Source organism: Cupriavidus sp. FW305-3-2-15-C-LB2 (genome assembly GCF_058787575.1).
Genome location: NZ_JBYSZW010000013.1, coordinates 126,556 through 147,487, shown reverse-complemented (window position 1 = coordinate 147,487; position 20,932 = coordinate 126,556). Strand labels below are relative to the sequence as shown.

19 protein-coding genes are annotated in these 20,932 nt (G+C 65.4%); 12 read left to right on the top strand and 7 right to left on the bottom strand.

Annotation, left to right across the window (positions count from 1 at the left end):
* From AC3WRR_RS12625 to AC3WRR_RS12615, 3 genes are all read left to right on the top strand, one after another.
* The coding region (locus AC3WRR_RS12625) for a P-loop NTPase (RefSeq protein ID WP_492297159.1) at window positions 1–424 on the top strand (424 nt) is incomplete at its 5' end.
* Window positions 425–479: 55 nt separating this feature from the next.
* The gene (pyk, locus tag AC3WRR_RS12620; protein ID WP_492297157.1) at window positions 480–1,898 is read left to right on the top strand and encodes a pyruvate kinase; all 1,419 of its coding nucleotides are present in this window, start codon (window positions 480–482) and stop codon (window positions 1,896–1,898) included.
* A 500-nt stretch (window positions 1,899–2,398) separates the two neighbouring features.
* Window positions 2,399–2,986 (top strand): helix-turn-helix transcriptional regulator, encoded by a 588-nt coding sequence (locus AC3WRR_RS12615; RefSeq protein ID WP_011616917.1) that lies wholly within the window; start codon window positions 2,399–2,401, stop codon window positions 2,984–2,986.
* Between the two features lie 104 nt (window positions 2,987–3,090).
* On the opposite strand, the gene AC3WRR_RS12610 is transcribed toward AC3WRR_RS12615, so the two are convergent.
* Entirely contained in the window at window positions 3,091–4,332 is a 1,242-nt protein-coding gene (locus AC3WRR_RS12610) for an ABC transporter substrate-binding protein (RefSeq protein WP_010809683.1), read from the bottom strand.
* Between the two features lie 28 nt (window positions 4,333–4,360).
* Window positions 4,361–5,416 carry a cyclase family protein gene (locus tag AC3WRR_RS12605; protein WP_492297155.1) on the bottom strand — a complete coding sequence of 352 codons (1,056 nt, stop codon included), beginning with the start codon at window positions 5,414–5,416 and terminating at the stop codon, window positions 4,361–4,363.
* A gap of 391 nt (window positions 5,417–5,807) precedes the next feature.
* Here AC3WRR_RS12605 and garD point away from each other — a divergent pair, with 391 nt between their 5' ends.
* Window positions 5,808–7,373: a galactarate dehydratase gene (garD, locus tag AC3WRR_RS12600; protein WP_439669893.1), complete on the top strand. Its 1,566-nt coding sequence runs from the start codon at window positions 5,808–5,810 to the stop codon at window positions 7,371–7,373.
* 18 nt (window positions 7,374–7,391) lie between these two features.
* Here garD and AC3WRR_RS12595 read toward each other — a convergent pair whose 3' ends face one another.
* Both AC3WRR_RS12595 and AC3WRR_RS12590 read right to left on the bottom strand, forming a co-directional pair.
* Complete coding sequence (locus tag AC3WRR_RS12595) at window positions 7,392–7,616, bottom strand: DUF3820 family protein (RefSeq protein WP_011616919.1); 225 nt, start codon at window positions 7,614–7,616, stop codon at window positions 7,392–7,394.
* A 50-nt stretch (window positions 7,617–7,666) separates the two neighbouring features.
* The gene (locus tag AC3WRR_RS12590; protein WP_492297153.1) at window positions 7,667–8,590 is read right to left on the bottom strand and encodes a LysR family transcriptional regulator; all 924 of its coding nucleotides are present in this window, start codon (window positions 8,588–8,590) and stop codon (window positions 7,667–7,669) included.
* Window positions 8,591–8,704: 114 nt separating this feature from the next.
* Here AC3WRR_RS12590 and AC3WRR_RS12585 point away from each other — a divergent pair, with 114 nt between their 5' ends.
* Genes AC3WRR_RS12585 through AC3WRR_RS12565 form a run of 5 tightly spaced genes read left to right on the top strand, consistent with a single transcriptional unit; the run spans window position 8,705 to window position 13,762 of the window.
* The gene (locus AC3WRR_RS12585) at window positions 8,705–9,586 is read left to right on the top strand and encodes an intradiol ring-cleavage dioxygenase (RefSeq protein ID WP_439669894.1); all 882 of its coding nucleotides are present in this window, start codon (window positions 8,705–8,707) and stop codon (window positions 9,584–9,586) included.
* Entirely contained in the window at window positions 9,583–9,885 is a 303-nt protein-coding gene (locus tag AC3WRR_RS12580; RefSeq protein WP_010809689.1) for a Dabb family protein, read from the top strand. Before AC3WRR_RS12585 ends, AC3WRR_RS12580 begins: the two co-directional genes overlap by 4 nt.
* Before the next feature lie 10 nt (window positions 9,886–9,895).
* On the top strand, window positions 9,896–10,960 hold the full coding sequence (locus AC3WRR_RS12575) for a maleylacetate reductase (RefSeq protein ID WP_492297151.1): 1,065 nt from the start codon (window positions 9,896–9,898) through the stop codon (window positions 10,958–10,960).
* Window positions 10,920–12,683, top strand: coding sequence for a bifunctional 3-(3-hydroxy-phenyl)propionate/3-hydroxycinnamic acid hydroxylase MhpA (gene mhpA / locus AC3WRR_RS12570; protein WP_492297149.1), 1,764 nt, complete (start codon window positions 10,920–10,922; stop codon window positions 12,681–12,683). The genes AC3WRR_RS12575 and mhpA overlap by 41 nt, the downstream gene beginning before the upstream one ends.
* A gap of 11 nt (window positions 12,684–12,694) precedes the next feature.
* Complete coding sequence (locus AC3WRR_RS12565) at window positions 12,695–13,762, top strand: alpha/beta hydrolase family protein (RefSeq protein WP_011616923.1); 1,068 nt, start codon at window positions 12,695–12,697, stop codon at window positions 13,760–13,762.
* Window positions 13,763–13,779: 17 nt separating this feature from the next.
* On the opposite strand, the gene AC3WRR_RS12560 is transcribed toward AC3WRR_RS12565, so the two are convergent.
* Complete coding sequence (locus AC3WRR_RS12560) at window positions 13,780–14,685, bottom strand: LysR family transcriptional regulator (protein ID WP_058698544.1); 906 nt, start codon at window positions 14,683–14,685, stop codon at window positions 13,780–13,782.
* 115 nt (window positions 14,686–14,800) lie between these two features.
* Here AC3WRR_RS12560 and AC3WRR_RS12555 point away from each other — a divergent pair, with 115 nt between their 5' ends.
* Together AC3WRR_RS12555 and AC3WRR_RS12550 are read left to right on the top strand one after the other, a co-directional pair.
* Window positions 14,801–15,997, top strand: a complete 1,197-nt coding sequence (locus AC3WRR_RS12555; protein ID WP_439669897.1) for a CaiB/BaiF CoA transferase family protein — start codon at window positions 14,801–14,803, stop codon at window positions 15,995–15,997.
* Window positions 15,990–17,129 (top strand): acyl-CoA dehydrogenase family protein, encoded by a 1,140-nt coding sequence (locus tag AC3WRR_RS12550; protein ID WP_439672601.1) that lies wholly within the window; start codon window positions 15,990–15,992, stop codon window positions 17,127–17,129. The genes AC3WRR_RS12555 and AC3WRR_RS12550 overlap by 8 nt, the downstream gene beginning before the upstream one ends.
* A 27-nt stretch (window positions 17,130–17,156) precedes the next feature.
* Here AC3WRR_RS12550 and AC3WRR_RS12545 read toward each other — a convergent pair whose 3' ends face one another.
* Window positions 17,157–17,720, bottom strand: coding sequence for a ProQ/FinO family protein (locus AC3WRR_RS12545; protein WP_011616927.1), 564 nt, complete (start codon window positions 17,718–17,720; stop codon window positions 17,157–17,159).
* 217 nt (window positions 17,721–17,937) lie between these two features.
* Here AC3WRR_RS12545 and AC3WRR_RS12540 point away from each other — a divergent pair, with 217 nt between their 5' ends.
* Window positions 17,938–19,839, top strand: coding sequence for a potassium transporter Kup (locus AC3WRR_RS12540; protein ID WP_011616928.1), 1,902 nt, complete (start codon window positions 17,938–17,940; stop codon window positions 19,837–19,839).
* Here the strand turns inward: AC3WRR_RS12540 and AC3WRR_RS12535 are convergent.
* Window positions 19,836–20,876, bottom strand: coding sequence for a ribonuclease Z (locus AC3WRR_RS12535; protein ID WP_011616929.1), 1,041 nt, complete (start codon window positions 20,874–20,876; stop codon window positions 19,836–19,838). The genes AC3WRR_RS12540 and AC3WRR_RS12535 overlap by 4 nt on opposite strands.
* Between the last annotated feature and the right edge of the window lie 56 nt (window positions 20,877–20,932).

The window sequence follows — 20,932 nt, the reverse complement described above, 5'->3', positions numbered from 1 at the left end:
GACGCTGTCGCAGAAGGTGCCGGTCACCGGCGCGGTGATCGTCACCACGCCTCAGGATATCGCGCTGCTGGATGCCAGGAAGGGCCTGAAGATGTTCGAGAAGGTGGGCATTCCCATCCTGGGCATCGTCGAGAACATGGCGGTCTACTGCTGCCCGAACTGCGGCCATGTCGAGCATATCTTCGGCCACGGCGGCGGCGAGAAGATGTGCGCCGACTACGGCGTTGACCTGCTCGGCAGCCTGCCGCTGAACCTGCAGATCCGCGAGCAGGCCGACTCCGGCCGCCCGACCGTGGTGGCCGAGCCCGACAGCCCGGTGGCCGGGATGTACCGCGCCATCGCGCGCAAGGTGGCAATCAAGGTCGCCGACAAGGCGCGCGACATGACCAGCAAGTTCCCGAGCATCGTCGTGCAGAACACCTGACCGGGGTGAACGATTTACGCGCGGCCCTCGTCGCGCGCTGACATGGAGCAATGGCATGAGACGCCTTCGCAACGCCAAGATCGTGGCCACGCTCGGCCCCGCGAGTAGCACCCTGGAGCTCATCGACGCGCTGTTCGAGGCCGGCGCCGATGTTTTCCGGCTCAACTTCAGCCACGGCACCCACGACGACCACCGGCAACGGTTCGAAGCGATCCGCGCCGTGGAGCGCGAACGCGGCCGTCCGATCGGCGTGCTGCTCGACCTGCAGGGTCCGAAGCTGCGCATCGGCACCTTCGCCGACGGGCCAGTGCAACTGGCCGCGGGAGCCGGCTTCCGGCTGGACCTGGACAGCGCGGCGCCCGGCTCGGCCAGCCGGGTCTGCCTGCCGCACCCGGAGATCTTCGCCGCGCTGAGCGAAGGCGTCGAGCTGCTGCTGGACGACGGCAAGATCCGGTTGTGCGTCGAGCAGTGCGGCGCCGGCTTCGCCGAGACCACGGTCGTCAACGGCGGTACGCTCTCGGACCGAAAAGGGGTGAACGTGCCGGATGCGGTGCTGCCGCTGTCGGCCATGACCGAAAAAGACCGGCGCGACCTCGACTTCGGTCTGGCCCTGGGTGCGGACTGGATCGCGCTGTCCTTCGTGCAGCGGCCCGAAGACATCCGGGAGATCAAGGCAATTGTCAACGGCCGCGCCGGCATCGTGGCCAAGCTGGAGAAGCCCGCCGCCATCCAGAGCCTGGATCTGATCGTCGCCGAGGCCGATGCCATCATGGTGGCGCGCGGCGACCTGGGCGTGGAGATGCCGGCCGAGCAGGTGCCCTCGCTGCAGAAGCAGATCGTCCGCGCATGCCGCAAGGCCGGCAAGCCGGTCATCGTTGCCACGCAAATGCTCGAATCGATGATTGCCGCCCCGGTGCCCACCCGCGCGGAAGCGTCAGACGTGGCGACGGCGATCTACGACGGTGCCGACGCGGTCATGCTGTCGGCCGAGTCGGCATCCGGCCGGTATCCGGTGGAGGCGGTGCGAATGATGAACAGCATTATCTCCCGCACGGAATCCGACCCGCTGTACCGCGACGCCATCGAGGCATCCCACACGCCGCCGCGCGCGGACGCGGCTGATGCCATCGGTTATGCGGTGCGGCATATCGTGGGCTTACTCAGGGTGCCGGCGACGGTCGCCTATACCAGCTCGGGCTATTCGGCGCTGCGTATGGCGCGCGAGCGGCCGCAGGTGCCCATTCTCGGCATGACACCGCGCATGGCGACGGCGAGGCGGCTGACGCTCACCTGGGGCGTGCATGCGGTGCTCTGCCACGAGGTGCTGGATGTGCCGGAGATGACCGATCTGGCCAGCCGCACTGTGCTGGCGGAGGGCTTCGGGGAAGCCGGACAGTCCATCGTCATCTCCGCGGGGCTGCCGTTCCTGGTGGCGGGAACCACCAACCTGCTGCGGATTGCGCAGATCCAATGAGGGGGTAGGGACACCGCCGAACAGGTACGACCCGGGCATTGCCGCAGCGTTGCACGGTCCCCGCTGACAGAGGCCACTGCCACCTCCGTCAGCGGGCCGGGCCGCTCCCCTCCTGACCTCGACTCCCCCCTCGAAAGAGGTAGGCAATGCTGAGGCTTGGCTCACTTGCCCCGACTCTCGTTGACTACGGCTTTGGAAGCCCCCGGCGGGGCCATTGTTATTTAGCCGAAGACCGGGCAAATGATGGCCATGATGGTATCGAAACCGTGCAAAAGTCATACCCTGCCAATCAGCAGGGTGCCTTTGACGGCGCGCAGGCATGAGTGGCGCGGTTAAAGGCCTTCCGGCTGGCCAGCCATGCACGGTTTTATCGATGCCAACACTGTACATGCGCTGGCGCGTGGTCTAGTCTTCACGTTGATCCGCGTTCGGCTGAAATCCGGGCGAAGGGGCCAATCAAGGCGCCAGTAAAAGCGCCAGTATCGGGGGTCTGGACTGCCATGAGTATCGAGATCGGAAAAGACATCACCGCGTTTGCCGACCAACTGCTGGACGCCGTATTCCTGGTCGACACAGGCGGCCGCATCCAGTATGTCAGCGCCGCGTGCGAGGGCATTTTTGGCTATACGCCGAAGGATATGGCGGGCGAGTTCATCATCGATCTGGTCATGCCCGCCGACCGGGACCGGACCATTATCGAGGCCAAGCAGGTGATGTCGGGAAAGAAGCGGATCGGTTTTGAAAACCGCTATCGCCACAAGGACGGCAGTGCCGTCCATATCATGTGGTCCGCCGGATGGCTCCAGTCGGAACGGTTGCGCGTCGGGGTTGCCCGCGATGTCACTGCGCTGAAGAAGGAGAGCATTCTTGACCTTGGGCTGGCGCTTTCTTCCGTTCCGTTGGCGCCCCACGAGCAGAAGGTCTTGCGGCTGCTGTTGACCGACGCATCGGAAAAGCAGATTGCCCAGCGCCTCGGCCTGGCCGTTTCAACGACCCATTCCTATGTGACCGGCATTTTCCGGAAATTCGGCGTCAGGGGCCGGGCGGGGTTGATGAGCCTGTGGCTGGAAAATCTGACCAGGGACTAAATACGCAATATAGATTGTATTTCTCGAATACAAACCATGATCTGTATTGGTCAGAAACTTCGTCCCCGCGCCTCATAAATCGCTTATCTCTACCGGCGCCGCCATCAGCGCCTGACCAGCGAACACTGCGATTTCGACACCGGCATGAACGCCTGCTCGCCCGGCACCGTGGCCAGCACCTTGTAGTAGTCCCATGGGTACCTGGACTCGGCCGGCGTCTTGACCTCGAACAGATACATGTCGTGGACCATGCGGCCGTCTTCGCGGATGCGGCCGTTCTTTGCAAAGAAGTCGTTGATCGGCATCGACTTCATCTTCTTCATCACCGCCGCGGTCTCGTCTGTGCCGGCTGCCTGCACGGCCTTCAGGTAGTGCGTCACCGATGAATACGCACCCGCCTGGCTCATGTTGGGCATTTTCCTGAGCTTGTCGAAATAGCGGCGCGACCAGGCTCGCGTGGCATCGTTCATATCCCAGTAGAAAGCTTCGGTCAGCACCAGCCCGGAGGCCGTCTTCAGGCCGATGGCGTGGATGTCGTTGATATAGAGCAGCAGGCCCGCCATGCGCTGCGTGTTGTTGCGGGTCAGGCCGAATTCGGAGGCGGCCTTGATCGCGTTGACGGTATCGCCGCCGGCATTGGCCAGGCCCACCACCTGTGCCTTGCTGGCCTGCGCCTGCAGCAGGTAAGAGGCAAAGTCGCTGGTGGCCAGCGGGTGGCGCGCGGCGCCCAGCACCTTGCCGCCGGTCTCGTTGACGACCGCGGTGGCCGAGTCCTGCAGCGTGTGGCCGAAGGCGTAGTCCGCCGTCAGGAAGAACCAGGACTTGCCGCCGCGCTGCACCATCGCGCGCGCGGTGGTGTTGGCCAGCGCGTAGGTGTCGTAGGCGTAGTGCACTGACACCGGCGTGCACAGGTCGTTGGTGATGCGCTCGGTGCCCGGGCCGGAGAACACCACGATGCGGTTCTTCTGTCGTGCAACCTCAAGCACCGCCAGCGCCGGTGCAGACGCGGCCACGTCGAGGATGGCGTCGACATTGGCAGTGTCGAACCATTCGCGCGCCTTGTTGGCGGCGATGTCGGCCTTGTTCTGGTGATCGACCACCACCAGCTCGATCTTCTTGCCCAGCACCTTGCCGCCGAAATCGTCGATGGCCATCTGCGCGGCGGTGGCGCTGCCGCGGCCGGTGACGTCGGCATACAGGCCGCTCATGTCGAGCAGCATGCCGAGCTTGACGACATCGTCAGAGACGGCGGCCCTGGGCTGGGCCTGGGCGGTGCCGCAGGCAAGCGCCGCGGCGAAGGCGAGGGCGCTGGCGGCAATGCGGCGGAGCGCGTGGCGATGGTTCATGGTGTCTCCCTGGTTTATTGTTGTTGGCTTATACCGTGGCGATCGGCGTCACCGGCGACCCCACCGCGCCGGGCAGGCGCAACGGCGGGGCGGTGAGCTGGAAGCGGGTGCGGCCGTTGGCGCGCAACCAGTCCGCCAGCTCGCGCAGGTACCACAGCTCGCCCAGCGGTAGGCCCAGCTTGAACAGGCAATGGTGGTGCAGCGGCAGCAGCGGGTGGCACTTGTCGCCGTCGGGCGCGGGGCGGGCGGGGTAGCGTTCCACCGCGTAGTTGTCGGCGATCAGCGCGGCGATGCCGGCATCGGTGATCCAGTTCAGCAGGCGCTCGTCGCGGCCGTCCAGCGCGCAGCAGCTGTGGTGCAGCACGGCTTCATCGGGTTTGCGCTGCATCGACAGCACCACCTCGGCAAAGCCGGTGCGCAGCAGCAGCATGTCGCCGCGTTCGACTTCCACATTGCCGGCATCCAGCGCGTGCATCAGGTCGTCGTAGCCGACATTGCGGAAGTCCATGCCGAAGGTATGCGCCAGGTCCACCAGCACGCCGCGGCCCTGCATCCCCTTGACCGCGAAGTTCTCGATGCCCAGCGCCTGCGCGGCACTGTGGTCGTGGCCGCAAGGGTGCGCGGCGAAGTTGTCGTCCTCGGCATAGTCCACCGGGCCGACGATATGCTCGTTGGCGCGGTAGCCGTTGTAGTACACGCGCTCCGGGCGGCCGTCGCCGTCGGCATCGAACAGCGCCCCCACGTGCGCCAGCGCATCCCATTGCGTGCTGTATTGCAGGCACAGCAGCACCTGGTCGTCGCTGATGACGTCGGTGGCGGCGGGATCGACCTTGGCCAGCGGGAAGTTCAAATAGGGGATGTCGTCGCGCAGGGTAGGCCGCAGCACCGGCGGATGCCGGCGCGGGTTGAGCTTGTTGCCGCCGGGGTAGTCCAGCGGCAGCGACAGGCTGAAGCTGATGCCGGCCTGCACCTCGCGCGCGCCCTTGACGACTTGTTCCGGGCCGATCAGGTTGATGCGGCCGAGCTGGTCGTCGGGGCCGAAGTCACCCCAGTTGGAACCTTGCGGACGTTGCTTCCAGCGCATGAGTCATGCCTCCTGTCGTGTGCGTGGCCGCGGGAGCGGCCGGTGTATGGGGTATCGGTGCGGCGTGGTTGCGCGATGCGCGTGGCCACGCGGGAAGGTCTCCTGTCCGGTTCTCGTGGCATGAAACCGGTTGCATCCCTTATAGGCCATATTGCGGGGAATGGTCATTTTGCGGTGCAGCAGGATTACGGCGGGGCGGCATCCTTATAGAGGCGGGCAATGCCGGCTCATTATATGTTATCGTACAACTGGTCTGGGGGAGCTGCTTATTTCCGGCCAGAAATAGTAGAGAATAGCGAATTCCCGAGGTCGTGGACCACCATAAACAATTAGCTTGTTGTCAGACAACGTAACACTAAAAGTGCGCGACGCGCACCCGGCTGGAGATGACATGACAGTGACCCCGACAGCAGGTGGACAGGCGGCTCGCCCGCTGTACATCACGATGCACGCGAACGACAACGTCGCGATCGTGGCCAACGACGGCGGCCTGCCGGCGGGAACGGAATTCCCCTGCGGCCTGGTGCTGGCCGAGGGCGTACCCCAGGGCCACAAGGTGGCGCTGACTGACCTGCGCGAGGGCGACGCGGTGATCCGCTACAACGTGGTGATCGGCTATGCTCTGAAAGACCTGCCGCGCGGCAGCTGGGTCAATGAGCGCGTGATCCGCATGCCGGCCGCGCCGGAACTGCACGACCTGCCGGTCGGCACGCGCGTGGCGCCGCTGCTACCGCTGGAAGGCTATACCTTCGAGGGCTACCGCAATGCGGACGGCTCGGTTGGCACACGCAATATCCTGGGCATTACCACTACGGTGCAGTGCGTGGAGGGCGTGGTGGAGTTTGCCGTGCGGCGCATCAAGGAAGAACTGCTGCCGAAGTATCCCAATGTCGACGACGTGGTGGGCCTTGAGCATACCTACGGCTGCGGCGTGGCAATCGACGCGCCCGATGCCGGCATCCCGATCCGCACCATCCGCAATATCGCGCTGAACCCCAATTTCGGCGGCGAGGTGATGATCGTCAGCCTGGGTTGCGAGAAGCTGCAGCCGGCGCGCCTGATCGGCGCCGGCACCATCCCGATCCAGCAGGAGGGCGAGCCCGACGTGGTCTGCCTGCAGGACGAGCAGCACGTGGGCTTTGCCTCGATGATCGATTCGATCATGGCCACGGCAGAGAAGCATCTGGCCCGCCTGAACGCGCGCCGGCGCGAGACCTGTCCGGCGTCAGACCTGGTGGTCGGCGTGCAGTGCGGCGGCAGCGATGCCTTCTCCGGCGTCACCGCCAACCCCGCGGTGGGCTTTGCCACCGACCTGCTGGTGCGCGCCGGGGCCACGGTGATGTTCTCCGAAGTGACCGAGGTGCGCGACGGCATCGACCAACTGACCGCGCGCGCGGCCACCCCCGAGGTGGCCGAGGCGCTGGTGCGGCAGATGGCCTGGTACGACCGCTACCTGGAGCAGGGCAAGGTCGACCGCAGCGCAAACACCACGCCGGGCAACAAGAAGGGCGGCCTGTCGAACATCGTGGAAAAGGCGATGGGCTCGATCGTCAAGTCGGGCACCGGCCCGATCCACGGCGTCACCGGCCCCGGCGAGAAGGTCACGCAGAAGGGGCTGATCTACGCCGCCACGCCCGCGGGCGATTTTGTCTGCGGCACGCTGCAGCTGGCTGCCGGCATGAACCTGCACGTGTTCACCACCGGGCGCGGCACGCCGTACGGGCTGGCCGAGGTGCCGGTGATCAAGGTGTCCACCCGCAATGACCTGGCACGGCGCTGGCATGACCTGATGGATGTCAACGCCGGCCGCATCGCGACCGGCGAGGCCACCATCGAGGAAGTGGGCTGGGAGCTGTTCCACACGCTCCTGGCCGTGGCCAGTGGCAAGAAGTCATGGGCCGAGCACTGGAAGATCCGCAATGCGCTGGTGCTGTTCAACCCGGCACCGGTGACCTGAGCCTCGGCTCTGACGGCGCTAGGTGCGCCCGCGCAACGGCCTGAGCAGATGCGACAGGCCGTTGTGGTCCAGCTCATGCATCAGCGCCAGCAGCGCGCCGATCTGCCCCGGCGGGAAGCCCTCGCGCGCGAACCAGTTCAGGTAGTTGCCTGGCAGGTCGGCGATCACCGTGCCTTTGTGCTTGCCAAAGGGCATGGTGACTGTGACCAGCCGCTTGAGGGCGTCGGCGTCGAAATCGTTCATGGGTGGCGGAAAGTCGGAAGGCTCCACGCTATCACAGTCAGCAAGCCGCACTACCTGGCGGTCATCTCCCACTTTCTCGCGAGTCCAAGCCGCTCGAATCGTTCGAACAGGAAGTCGATGAAGACGCGGATCTTGGCCGGCTGATGGCGGCGGCACTGATACGCGACGTTGATCGTCAGCTTGGGCAGTTGCCAATCCGGCAGGACCGGCACCAGCCGGCCGGCAACGATGTCTTCGTAGATGATGTAGAGCGGCTGTACCAGGATGCCATGGCCCGCCAGGGCCGCTGCGCGGATCACCTGGCCTTCATTGGAGTCGAGCACGCTGGTCACAGGTACGGTTGCCGTTTCGTCGCCTCGCCGGAAGTGAAGCAGGTAGGGATCATTGGCAAGGTTGTAAATGAGCATCTGATGCTGCCGCAAGGTATCTGGTGCATCTGGCATGCTGCGCTCGGCAAGGTAGCCAGGCGACGCCGCCAGTACGCGGCGCGTCTCGGCCAATTTTCGCACCGTAATCCCTGAATCCCCCTCATGTTCGCGTGTCCGGATGGCCACATCGATCCCGGCCTCGATAAAGTCAGGGTAGCGATTGGCAGCAATGATCTGGACCGCCAGGTTCGGATAGCACGCCCGAAATGCCGGCAATGCCGGCGCGAGATGGATCATCGCGAAGGATGCCGATGCGGTCACGCGAAGAACGCCGGTTGGATTGAGCGTGGCCTCGTTGATGGCGGCCTCGGCTTCGGCCATTTCAGCCAGCATCGCGGCACAGCGCCGGTGATACTCACGGCCGGCATCCGTGAGCCAGAGCCGGCGCGTGGTGCGCTCGACCAGGCGCGCTCCCAGGCGCTCTTCCAGCGCATTGAGGCAGCGGGTGGCTGCCGCACTCGACATGCCGAGTTGCTCCGCCGCCTTTGTGAGACTGCCGAGTTCCGCAACCTGCACAAAAAACTCAATCTGCGTCCACTTGTCCATCAATTCTTCCGGCTAGAGGAGAACACTACTTCGTTTCCACCTCTTTTTACCTGTGGAGGAAGGAATTAATGTTAGCAGCAAGCGAGAAGCAGAAAACATGCGGAGACACCCGGAATGCGAAACCTCAATGAAGACACGATCACGCAGGCGGTGCTTGCGTCGATGGCGAACTGCCGCGATGCGCGCCTGCGCACCGTGATGACCAGTCTCGTCCAGCATTTGCATGCCTTCGCGCGTGATGTGAAGCTGAGCGAGGAAGAATGGTTCGCGGCCATTCGTTTTCTGACTGCGGTGGGCCATATCACCGATGACAAGCGCCAGGAATTCATCCTGCTGTCCGATGTGCTTGGCCTGTCGATGCTGGTGACGGCACAAAACAACGTGAAGCCGGCAGGCTGCACCGAGTCCACTGTATTTGGCCCGTTTTACGTGGAAGACAGTCCCGCGTACGACAGCGGCGCGGATATCTCGAATGGCGCGCAAGGCGAGCCCTGCTTTGTGCGCGGGCAGGTGCGGGACTGGGAGGGGACGGCCATTCCGGATGCCACCATCGAAGTCTGGCAGGCGGACCAGCACGGCCACTATGACGTGCAGATTCCGGGCCCTGACGGCGAGCATACCCACCGTGCGCGCGGGCGTTTGCGAACCGGCGAAGACGGCAGGTTTTCGTTTCGCTCGATCCTGGCCGAACCCTATCCGATTCCGCATGACGGCCCGGTCGGCGCGCTGCTGGAGGCGCTTGGCCGCCATCCCTGGCGGCCTGCCCACCTGCACTTCATGATCAGTGCACCGGGTTGCGAGACGCTGATTACCCATGTCTTTCGCGACGGTGACCGCTACCTCGACTCCGACGCCGTATTTGGCGTGCGCTCGACGCTGGTGGCTGACTGGGTGCAGCACCCGCCGGGCATCGCGCCTGATGGCAGCTTGCTCAAGGACCCTTACTACACCCTCGATTTTGATTTTGTCCTGAGCCGCGCGCACGAACGGAAATGATCAGGCACATCGTCATGTGGAAGGTGAAGGGTGAGACGGCGCATGAACGGGCTGATGCCCAGCAACGCATCAAGGCGGCCTTCGAGGCCTTGCCCGGCCGCATTCCAGGCCTGCGCCACGTGGAGGTCGGTATCGACGTGAGCCGCGTTGACTACGCGTGCGACACGGTGCTGCTTGCCGAGTTCGAATCGCTCGCGGCGCTCAAGGCCTACGCCGATCACCCGGAGCACCTTCGCGTCCGCGAGCAGCTGGCAGGGCTGCGCATCGCCCGCCACCAGGTCGACTACACCATTGATTGAGGGATGCAATATGGAAACAGCACTGGAATTCGTCTACCAGGCAGCGCCTGCCAGAGTCGTATTTGGCGCGGGTAGCCTGCAGCACGTGGAGCGCGAGATCGGCTTGCTCGGCGCGCAGCGCGCGCTGGTCTTGTGCACGCCCGAGCAGCGCGATAGGGCGCAGGCAATCATGGCATCCCTTGGCCAGCGCGCGGCAGGCCTGTTCGACCGTGCAGTCATGCATGTGCCGATCGACACGGCCCGGGAAGCACGCGAGCTTGCCCTGGCCTGCAATGCCGACTGTGCCATCGCGTTTGGCGGCGGTTCGACGATCGGGCTCGGGAAGGCGATTGCCCTGGAAAGCAGCATTCCCATCCTGGCGATCCCCACCACCTATGCCGGCAGCGAGATGACTCCGATCTACGGCGTTACCGAGGGCGGGGTCAAGCGTACCGGCAGCGATATGCGGGTGCTGCCACGGGCGGTGATCTACGACCCGGAACTGACCCTGACCCTGCCAGTCGACCTGTCCGTGACCAGCGGCATCAACGCCATCGCGCATGCCGCCGAGGGACTCTACGCCAGCAATGCCAATCCGATCACCAGCCTGATCGCTGAAGAAGGTATCCGTGCCCTGGGCCAGGGCTTGCCTGGCATCCATCGCGACGCCGCCGATATTGTGGCCCGCGGCCAGGCGCTCTACGGTGCGTGGCTGTGCGGAATGGTCCTGAGCAACGTCGGCATGGCACTGCACCACAAGCTTTGCCACACACTCGGTGGCAGCTTCAACCTGCCGCACGCCCAGACCCACACGGTGGTGCTGCCACACGCACTGGCGTTCAACGCGGACTTTGCGCCGCAGGCAATGCAGCGGATCGCCCGCGCCCTGGGCACTGACAATGCCGCGCGCGGCGTCCATGACCTGGCGAGCAAGCTCGGGGCGCCGACGTCGCTGCGTGAACTCGGCATGGCGCACGCGGACCTGGACCGCGCCGCGGAGATCGCCAGCGCCAATCCCTACTGGAATCCGCGCCCGATTTCCCGGGAGGACTTGCGTGCGCTGCTGCAGGACGCCTTCGACGGAACGCGCCCGTAATGCGCAACTCGCCGAGCTGCCACGGGACAGCGACCCCCAAAACCAATATAGATGGAGACAAAGCATGAGCATCAATCCGAAGCAAACACCCGAGCCGGCCGCAGAAATCTTCGACGTAGCCGTGATCGGATATGGCCCGACCGGACTCGTCGCGGCCTCGCTGCTGGGCGAGGCTGGCTACAAGGTGGTTGTCATTGAACGCTGGCCCACGCCTTATGGCCTGCCGCGCCTGACCCATATCGATGGCGAGACGGCACGGATCGTCCAGGCGTGCGGAGACGTTGACCAGGCCCTGCGCGATGCCTGTGGGCTGGGTCCGTATCAGTATCGCAACGCCGACGATGAGCTCCTCATTGAACTGGACTGGACCGGGCACGCGTGCGGCTTCCCGGCCCATATCTCGATTTACCAGCCCGATATCGAAGACGCCATTCATCAGCGCGCGGCAAGCTTTCCCGGGGTCGAGATCCTTCGCGGCTGGGAGGCAGAGACGCTCAGGCAGGACGAGGATGGCGTCAGGATCTCCGCGCACCTCTGGCGCGGCGCGCAGGACTCGCAATGGACGACACCGTCGCGCGAGTTCATCGCAAAGTACGTCATTGGCGCCGACGGGGCGAACAGCTTTGTCCGCCGAAGTCTGTGCATCGAACGCGACGACTTCGGGCAGAACGAGCGCTGGTTGAACCTTGACTCGGAGAACAAGCGGGACCTTGGCGAGAAGTTCTCGCTCACGACCATCTATTGCGACCCGGCGCGGGCCCATATGTACATGCCGATCGGCACCCGGCGGACTCGCTTCGAACTGCGGGTGCTGCCTGGCGAGGATACTGCCTACTGGGAGGACGAGGCCGTCGGCTGGCGCTGGCTGAAGGAGCAGCATGGCCTGGGCCCGGAAGACATGCGCCTGTTGCGCCATGTCGTCTACACGTTCGAAACCCGCATGGCGCACCGGTGGCGCGACGGGCGGATCTTCCTGGCCGGCGATGCCGCGCATACGATGATGCCCTATATGGGGCAAGGCGCGTGTTCGGGCATGCGAGACGGCATCAACCTGGCCTGGAAGCTGGACCTGGTGCTCAGTGGCCGAAGCGCGCCGGGTCTGCTGGATACGTATGAAGAAGAGCGCAGGCCCCACGTCAGCAAGATCATGGAGATGGCGAGATTCCTTGGCAAGGTTGCCAACGAAGACGATCCGCAAAAGGTTGCCGAGCGCGACGCCGCATTCCGGGCCCGGTCGATCCCCCCGATGCCGCCGTTTCCGAGGCTCGAAGCCGGCATCGTGCATGCCGAGGTGGATGGCAGCCTGTTGCCCGCGATCGGCACGCCCGCTCCGCAGGGACGCGTGCGCAAGGGGGAAGTCGAAGGGCGCCTCGATGACGTGGTCGGTCATGGCTTCCTGCTGATCGCTCTTGACGATCCGTTGCGCTACCTCGATGAAGGCCAGCTCGGTTTCCTTGAGCAACTCGGCTGCCATATCGTCGTGCTGTCCGACGCGGCGTCGATACCCGGGGCAGTGGTGGAACTCAATGGCGCGCAGGCAGCGTTCATGCGCGCGCATGGCATGCAGGCTTACATCAGCCGGCCGGACTTTGCAGTCTTCGGCGGCGTTTCCGACCTGGCGCATCTGCCCGGCCTGGTCGATTCCCTGCGCCAGAAGCTGCACTGGCGCGGTGCGGCGCAATCCAGCATGCTGGCCGGGACCAGCGCAGCGGCTGTTTCGTGAGCGCGGGAGCCATGATGACGACAACGGTTTCTTCGGCAGCGCTTGCGTTCCAGCGGGCGATGCCGGTCACACGCTTGCTGGATTGCGGCATGGACTATGCCGACGCCGTCCGGCTGTTCGACGCCACCAGCCGGGGAGAGGATTGGGATCGCGTGGCCGAGTCGCTCGCCGATGCTCAGCTGGAGCGCGCCGAGCATGCTGCCAGGGCCGGCCACCTGGTGACAGCCGCCCAGGCCCAGTCCATGGCGATTGCCGACCTGGTCTTTGCGCAGATGGCCTTCAATCACGACGCGCCACGCAAACTCGGCTTGTACAGTCGCCTGGTGGCTGCGACGCACCAGCTTTGCCACTGGTCCGCACAAGGCCTCGAGCGCGTTGAGCTTTCATTCGCAAATGGTCGCCTGACAGGGTGGCTGATGCGCCCGCCAGCCGGCCACGCGCGCGGCACCGTGCTGCTCTTTGGCGGGCAGAGCGGCTGGGGGGTGGCATACCTGCCGCTGGCGCGGGCCCTGGCGGAACGCGGTCTCGCCACGCTGATGGCGGAAGGCCCGGGGCAGGGCGAAACCCGGCTGGTCCACGGCATTCATGTCGACGTGGATATTCCCGCGGCCTACCGGTGCTTTGTGTCACGGATAGCCGAGGATGCATCGCTTGGCGTCCCCGGCATCTGGGGGAACAGCGTGGGCGGGCTCTGGGCGGCAGCCACGGCAGCGACGGACGACAGGATCCGGGCGTGCTGCATCAACGGTGCCCTCGCAGCTCCCACACTGCTGCCGTTCCGGACGTTCGAGGAGCAGGCAGCCGCCATGCTGGGCAGCACGAACCAGGCAGCCATCCAGGCCAATTTCGAACGCATGCGCTTTCACTCGCACCGCGACAGGATCGCTTGCCCGCTGCTCGTGCTGCATGGCGGCGAGGATCCGTTGGTGAAGCTGGAAGACCAGCAGCCGTTCCTGGACGCGGCGCTCACGGACGACGTGACGCTACGAATCTGGCCGGATGGCGAGCATACGATCTACAACCACGCGGCCGAGCGGACTGCACTGGTGGCGGATTGGTTCGCGGACCGGCTCTGCTGAATGGACGCCGCGCGCCGTCAAGCGCGCCGGATCTTCGCTTCTTCCACAGCCGCGCGCACGCACTCGGCCAGCAACTCTGACGCGCGGGTGCGCGTCGCGCGGGCCGTGCGCGCGATCACCAGCGGCTGGCGCACGGTATCTTCCCGTATCGGCTTTTCCACGACGGCGGTGATCTGGGACGACGCCGGCGCCTGCGTGATCAGCAGCGCCGCGCCCAGTCCGTTCGCCACCATGCCGCGCGCCAGTTCCAGCGAAGTCGCGCGGTAGCGCACCTCGGGCTGCAGCCCGAATTGCCAGAACGGCGCCATCAGGAATTCACGGCTGTGCGGCAGGTCGATCAGGATCAGCGGTTCCTGCGCCAGTTCGTGCAGCGACAGGCTGCCTTTGCGCCTGGCCAGCCGCGAGCCCGCGGGCAGCAGGCCGTAGGGCCGCAGCTCTGCCAGCAGTTCGCGCTCGATGTCTTCGGGCATGCCTACGTCGTAAGTCAGCGCCAGCTCGATCTGCCCGCCGTGCAGCCAGTCTTCCAGTTGTGCGAGATCCCCTTCGACAAAGCGTACCGACAGTTTGGGATAGCGCTCGCGTGCCAGGCGCAGCACCACCGGCAGATAGACCGGCGCCAGCGTGCGGAAGACGCCGATCTGCACCTCGCCCGCGGCGGCATCGCCGCTCTTGTCCACTTCAAATGCCGTTGCTGCTCCGAGGATGTGGCGCGCTTCCGCCAGCTTGCGTACGCCGAAGCGGGTCAGGGTCATCCTTGCGCCGACATCACGGGCGAACAAGGCTTCCTCGAACAGCGTCTCCAGTTCGCGGATGGCAACGGAGATGGAGGGCTGCGAGACGTTCAGCAGCCGCGCAGCCGCCGTGGTGCTGCCGGTTTCGGCCGCCGCGGCGAAGTAGCGCAACAGCCGCAAGGAGACGCGCATCAGAAAATCCTATAGGTGCTAGTCGAATTCAATATTTTACTTGATAGCCTGCGCTGCGCAGAATCGGTGTCACTGAAACGCAAGCCCGCGGGTTTGCAAGCCTGGAGGCCAAGACGTGACTCATTCCGACCTGCCGCTTGCCGGCATCCGCGTGATCGATTTCTCGCGCGTGCTGGCGGGCCCTTACTGCACGGCGCTGCTCGGCGACCTTGGCGCAGAGGTGATCAAGATCGAACCGCCTGGCGGCGATGACTACCGCGCGGTCGGTCCCTTCGTCGATGGCAAGAGCGGTCTGTTCTCTGCCATGAACCGCAACAAGCAGAGCATCGTGATCGACCTGAAGACGGCAGCGGGCCTGGAGCTGGCGCGCTCGCTCTGCGCCCGGGCCGACGTGGTGGTCGAGAACTTCCGCCCGGGTGTCGCGGACAAGCTGGGCATCGGCTATGAGGCGCTGCGTGCGCTGAATCCGCCGGTGGTCTACGCCAGCGTGTCGGGCTTCGGCCAGACCGGGCCGGAATCGCACCGTCCGGCCTACGACATCATCCTGCAGGCAATGTGCGGGCTGATGGATGCCACCGGCGCCCCGGACGGCGCCCCGACCATGCTGGGCGAGGCCGTCTCCGATGCGGTCAGCGGCCTGTTCGCCTCATGGGGCGTGCTGGCCGCGCTGCTGGCGCGCGAGAAGACCGGGCGGGGCACGCATGTCGATGTCTCGATGTTCGACGCCACCCTGAGCCTGAGCGCCACCCTGGTCGCGCGCTATGCCGCGACCGGCCTGGCGCCGCTGCGCGTCGGCAACCGCCATCCCTCGTCCGCGCCGTTCGGCGTGTACCGCGCCGCGGACGGCTTCTATGTGGTGGCGGTGCTGAACAACAAGCTGTTCCAGGCGCTGGCCAATGCCATCGGCCGGCCGGAGATGGCGCAGGACCCGCGCTTTGCCGACGACGAGACGCGCTGCCGCTTCGAGAGCGATCTGCGCGCCGGTCTCGAAGCCTGGTCGGCCAGCCGTTCCGTGGCCGAGGTGAACCGCCTGCTGAGCGAGGCGGGCATCCCTGTCGCGCCTATCCGCAACGTCAAGGAAGCCCTGGAGAGCGACCATGCCGCCCACCGCGGCCTGCTTGCCGAAGTGCCCGGGCCGGAGGGCGGCACCGTGCGGTTGCCCTCGCAGCCGGTGAAGTTCTCCGGCTACGGCGCCAACCGCGTGACGCCCGCGCCGGCGCTGGGGCAGCACACCGAAGCCATCCTGGCCGAGCTGGCCAACGCTGCCACGGCGCATCCGCAAGTGTTCAGCAAGGAGAAACAACATGCATAAACGACTGGGCGTAGAGCCGGGCGATCTTGAGATTGCCGATGCCATCGGACGCTTCGCGCAAAGCGAACTGGCGCCGAAGGCGGCCGAGGTGGACCGGGCCGAAGCCTCCACCACGTGCTATGTGCCGCAACTTGCCGAGCTCGGCCTGATGGGGATGAACCTGCCGGAGCGCTGGGGCGGGACCGAGACTTCGCCGGTGGCACTGATCCTGTCGTTGGCGGAGGTTGCCAAGGCCTGCGCCTCGACCTCGTCGATGATCGGCGCGCACTACCTGGCTACCGATTCCATCCTGATCGGCGGCGACGACAGCCTGCGCGAGCGCTACCTGCCGGATGCGGCCGCCGGCGGCAAGCTGGGCGCCTTTGCGCTGACCGAGCCGCGCGCCGGCTCCAACCCGGCGGACATGGCCACGCGCGCCACCCCGGAGGGCGACGGCTACCGCCTGCGCGGGGTCAAGCACTTCATCTCCAATGCGGACGCTGCGGACTTTATCGTCGTCTACGCCAAGACCGATCCCGCCGCCGGCACGCGCGGCATCAGCGCCTTCGTGGTGGACCGGCACAGCGAGGGCGTGCAGATCGCGCCCGCCGAGAAACTGATGGGAATTCGCGGGGCGCCGGCCCATGAGGTGGCGCTGGACTGCTTCGTTCCCGCCGCCAACCGGCTGGGGCCGGAAGGCACGGGCTTCCGTACCGCGATGAAGGTGCTGGACAACAGCCGCCTGGACGTGGCTGCCACCAGCCTGGGCATTGCCGAGGCAGCGCTGGCGTGCGCGGCGGACTGGGCCAGGCAGCGCCAGGTCGGCGGCGAGCCGCTGGCGCGCAAGCAAGGCCTGCAATGGATGTTTGCCGACATGCGCACGCGGCTGGAGGCGGCCTGGCTGCTGACCCTGCAGGCGGCGGTGCGGCGCCGGGACGGAGAGCCCTTCACCGAGCAGGCATCGATGGCCAAGCTCTATGCCTCGGAGATGGTCGGCTTTGTCACCGACGCCGCGCTGCAGATCCACGGCGGCTACGGCTTCACGCGCGAAATGCCGCTGGAGCGCTTGGTGCGCGATGCGCGGATCCTGCGCATCTATGAAGGCTCGTCGGAAATCCAGCGGACGGTGATCGCGCGCGCGGTGCTGGCGTAAGCGCCGCTGCAGATCCGACGGTGGGGATCAGGGCGTGGCAGGCGTGTCGGGGCTGTCAGGCGTGGCGTCGGGCGCGGCAGGGGTGTCAGGCGTGGCAGCGGGCGTGGCGGGCTTGGCTTTCCGCGGCCGGGTGCCCGCACCGCGGCGGGCCTTCAGCTGCTGGGCCCGCTTGGCATCCGCCAGGCTGACGACGCCGGCCTCATTGCCCTCCAGGTCCAGCCGCTTGGCGCCTTCCACCATGCACGACCAATAGCGTGCGCCGCTGCACCAGGTGCGGATCGCTTCACGCAGCTCCGCCTCGGTCAGGGCCAGCTTGCCCGCATGCTGGGCCAGATCCTCGAACGTGCCGACCTTCAGCGGCACCTTGGGCGCCGGGTTCTTCGGAAACGCCTTGGGGAAGTGCTTCTGCAGCCGGGCAATGGAATGCACCACAGGATCGACGGGCGGCTTCGCGGGTGCCGCAGCCTGCGCGGCAGCCGGCGCAGGGCGCCGGCGCTTGCCTTCCGCCCGTGATTCGGCCTTTGCCTTGGATTCGGCCTTTGCCTTGTTTGCCAGTTGATCCCTTAGTGCTGCGAGTTGTTCAAAGCCCATGATATTTGCCGTTCTGTGAACCAGAATTGTAGCAAGGCTGGGCCAACGACAGGTTTGGCGGCATTTTGCATGCGGCGGGCATGGGTCGAATACGTCTCTCGCTGCCGCAAGGCGGGGCCGGACAGAAGGGCTCTCGGCGGGGGCGCCCTCACGTGATTGCCCTGAGCAGGCGGACCATCCGTTCGAAAATCGAGGAGCAGCGGTGGATTCCCATGCCATGAACGGTGAAACGCCGGACGCGTCGCATCCGCAGCAATCCCGTGCAGAGCTCACGCTTGCTGCGTTGGGCGTGGTCTACGGCGATATCGGCACGAGCCCCCTTTATGCGGTCAAGGAGACCTTCAATCCAGCCCACGGGATCCCGCTCGTAACCGAGAACATACTTGGCGGTATCTCCGCGATCCTCTGGGCGCTGATGGTGGTGGTTTCGCTCAAGTATGTGATCCTCATCATGCGGGCAAACAACAGGGGCGAAGGTGGCATCATGGCACTGCTCGCGCTCGCCCTGTCGTCCGTGAAAAAGGTCGGTCGCTCGCCGACGCCGATCCTGCTGGTGGGCCTGTTCGGCGCGGCGCTCTTCTATGGCGATGCCGTGCTGACACCTGCCATGTCGGTGCTCTCGGCGCTCGAAGGCATCGAGGTGGGCACTACCGCGCTGCAGCCTTATGTCTTGCCGGCATCCGTGGGTGTGTTGATCGCGCTGTTCCTGTTCCAGCGGCATGGCACCGCCGCCATCGGCGCGCTGTTCGGGCCTGTCACGATCGTGTGGTTTCTCGCCCTGGCCGCCGCGGGCATCCACGGCATCGCCCGGTATCCCGCAATCCTGGGCGCGCTCAGCCCGCTGCACGCGCTCGGCTTCGTCACGCAGCACGGGTTCGCCTCGTTCGCGGTGCTTGGGGCGGTGCTGCTCGCGTTCACCGGTGCCGAAGCGCTCTACGCCGATATGGGGCATTTCGGCAGTGCCCCGATTCGCCTGGCCTGGTTCGGGCTGGTATTCCCGGCGCTTGCGCTCAACTACCTGGGGCAGGGCGCGCTGATCATTGTGAATGCAAAAGCAATCGAGAACCCCTTCTACCTGCTGTATCCGTCGTGGGCCCTTTATCCGATGGTTGCACTCGCGACAGCGGCAACAGTGATCGCGTCGCAGGCGACGATTTCGGGTGCCTACTCGCTGACGAAACAGGGAATCCAGCTGGGCTATCTGCCACGCATGAACGTGGTGCACACATCGGAGCGAGCGATCGGTCAGATCTACATACCGACTCTCAACGGGATGTTGCTTGTTGCGGTTCTGGTTGCCGTGCTCGGCTTCGGATCTTCGTCCAATCTCGCTTCGGCGTACGGGGTCGCGGTCACCGGCACGATGTTGGTGACGACGCTTCTCACCTTCTTTGTGATCCACTACGGTTGGCGCTACAACCTGCTGCTAAGCCTTGTCGCAACCGGCTTCTTTATTGCGGTGGATATGGCTTTCGTTTCCTCCAGCCTGTTGAAAGTTGCCGAAGGGGGCTGGTTCCCGCTCGTTGTCGGGGCTGGGATATTCGTCGTGATGCTGACATGGGTTCGCGGCCGGCAAGCGCTGTTGGAGCGGCTCCAAAGTACCGACGTGCCCCTCAAGTCGTTCCTGGATTCGCTGTTTCTCGCACCACCACCGCGCGTGCCCGGCACGGCGGTGTTCCTCACCCCGACACCGGATGTGGTGCCACACGCGTTGATGCATAACCTCAACCATAACAGGGTGCTACACGAGCGCGTCGTGTTTCTTACCGTGAAAATGAAGGATGTGCCATCGGTGCCGGCGACCGAGTGCGCAGCCGTTGAGCCGCTCGGACACGCCTGCTACAGGATAACGCTGCGCTTCGGCTTCATGAACCGGCCCGATGTCGCGCAGGCGCTCGGCGCTCTGCCTCCGGCGGCTGGCCTGGAGTTTGACATCATGGACACCTCGTTTTTCCTGAGTCGCGAGGCCATCGTCGCTGCAGCCGGCGGCCCCAGTGGCATGGCGTCATGGCGTGAACGTCTGTTTGCCACGATGAGCAGGAACGCCGGCAATGCTGCTGATTACTTCAACATACCGGCAAATCGCGTGATCGAGATTGGCACGCAGATCAAGATCTAGACCGCCGGCGGTACCTGTTCTGCAAAGGACTCTGTGCCCCAGGCGTCCCGTACCTCGGCAGCCAGTTCATCGGCGCGCCCTTGATAGCGTGGCGAAAAATGGAACGGCGTCACCGCGCGTGCGCCTATGCTGCGCGCAATCCGCCCGGCCTGGGCGGCGGTCAGGTGGTTCTTGCGCAGGCCGTGTGCCCGGTCGACATCCAGGAACACGCTCTCGATGAAGAGCTGGTCGACGCCTTGCATCAGTTGCGACAATGCTTGCACGTTCGCGCTCGTATAGCGCAGGTCGGTCACGTAGCCGATGCGCAGGCCGGGCTCGGTATCCAGGATCAGCCGGCTCAGCTCGCCGACCGTTCGCGCCGATGCATGGTCGCCGCTCCTGTCCCGCCATTGCACAAGGATCGGGGCATCGGCGGCCGCGCCGGTCAGGACCGCATGCTTGAGTTCGCGCAGCCAGGCGCCGGTGGTCAGGCCCGATGCAGCCAGGCGCTCCTTGTTGACGCCGAGCCGGGCCTTTTCCTCCACCAGGTAGGCCAGGCATGGAATCCCGTGATCGACAAAGCAGGCGCGCACCCGGAACGTCGCTTCGTCATGCACGATATCGCCGGCCCTCTCGACACACGCTTCGGCCTCCCTGGCAAAGCCGTGCCGGCTGGAAAAGCAGGCGTGCCGCATCTGCCCGTCCAGTCCAAGTTCGGCCACTTCGATGACCAGCTCGGTGGCGTAGCGATGCACCACGTTCCAGGTATAGGCAAGCAGCTTGTGCTCGACCTGTGCCAGGAATCCTGGCCCGCCGACCAGCACGAGGCGCGGCTTGCGCCCGAGCAGCACACGCAGCAGCTTGTCGAAGCCAGAGAAATGATCCATGTGCGCATGCGTGACAAATACATGCGACAGGCGCATCAGCTCGCGCGGCATCAGCCGGGCGATGTCGCCCAGGTCGAACAGCAGCGCGCGCCGTTCGTCCAGGAAGTCTACGAACAGCCCCGGATCGCCAAAGGCATCGTTGACGAGGCGGGCTTCCAGCAGGGGGCGCATGTTCACTCGCGGTGCGACCGACGCTAAGGCTCAGGCAAGGGCGCACTGGTCCGGCT

Excerpts from the sequence above, each read along its gene's own strand:
- AC3WRR_RS12590 (WP_492297153.1), bottom strand. The coding sequence starts at position 8,590 with ATGGACAAGTGGACGCAGATTGAGTTTTTTGTGCAGGTTGCGGAACTC.
- AC3WRR_RS12580 (WP_010809689.1), top strand. The coding sequence starts at position 9,583 with ATGATCAGGCACATCGTCATGTGGAAGGTGAAGGGTGAGACGGCGCAT.
- AC3WRR_RS12585 (WP_439669894.1), top strand. The coding sequence starts at position 8,705 with ATGCGAAACCTCAATGAAGACACGATCACGCAGGCGGTGCTTGCGTCG.
- AC3WRR_RS12550 (WP_439672601.1), top strand. The coding sequence starts at position 15,990 with ATGCATAAACGACTGGGCGTAGAGCCGGGCGATCTTGAGATTGCCGAT.
- AC3WRR_RS12610 (WP_010809683.1), bottom strand. The coding sequence starts at position 4,332 with ATGAACCATCGCCACGCGCTCCGCCGCATTGCCGCCAGCGCCCTCGCC.
- AC3WRR_RS12540 (WP_011616928.1), top strand. The coding sequence starts at position 17,938 with ATGAACGGTGAAACGCCGGACGCGTCGCATCCGCAGCAATCCCGTGCA.
- garD (WP_439669893.1), top strand. The coding sequence starts at position 5,808 with ATGACAGTGACCCCGACAGCAGGTGGACAGGCGGCTCGCCCGCTGTAC.
- pyk (WP_492297157.1), top strand. The coding sequence starts at position 480 with ATGAGACGCCTTCGCAACGCCAAGATCGTGGCCACGCTCGGCCCCGCG.
- AC3WRR_RS12535 (WP_011616929.1), bottom strand. The coding sequence starts at position 20,876 with ATGCGCCCCCTGCTGGAAGCCCGCCTCGTCAACGATGCCTTTGGCGAT.
- AC3WRR_RS12575 (WP_492297151.1), top strand. The coding sequence starts at position 9,896 with ATGGAAACAGCACTGGAATTCGTCTACCAGGCAGCGCCTGCCAGAGTC.
- AC3WRR_RS12595 (WP_011616919.1), bottom strand. The coding sequence starts at position 7,616 with ATGAACGATTTCGACGCCGACGCCCTCAAGCGGCTGGTCACAGTCACC.
- AC3WRR_RS12615 (WP_011616917.1), top strand. The coding sequence starts at position 2,399 with ATGAGTATCGAGATCGGAAAAGACATCACCGCGTTTGCCGACCAACTG.
- AC3WRR_RS12605 (WP_492297155.1), bottom strand. The coding sequence starts at position 5,416 with ATGCGCTGGAAGCAACGTCCGCAAGGTTCCAACTGGGGTGACTTCGGC.
- AC3WRR_RS12545 (WP_011616927.1), bottom strand. The coding sequence starts at position 17,720 with ATGGGCTTTGAACAACTCGCAGCACTAAGGGATCAACTGGCAAACAAG.
- AC3WRR_RS12560 (WP_058698544.1), bottom strand. The coding sequence starts at position 14,685 with ATGCGCGTCTCCTTGCGGCTGTTGCGCTACTTCGCCGCGGCGGCCGAA.
- AC3WRR_RS12565 (WP_011616923.1), top strand. The coding sequence starts at position 12,695 with ATGATGACGACAACGGTTTCTTCGGCAGCGCTTGCGTTCCAGCGGGCG.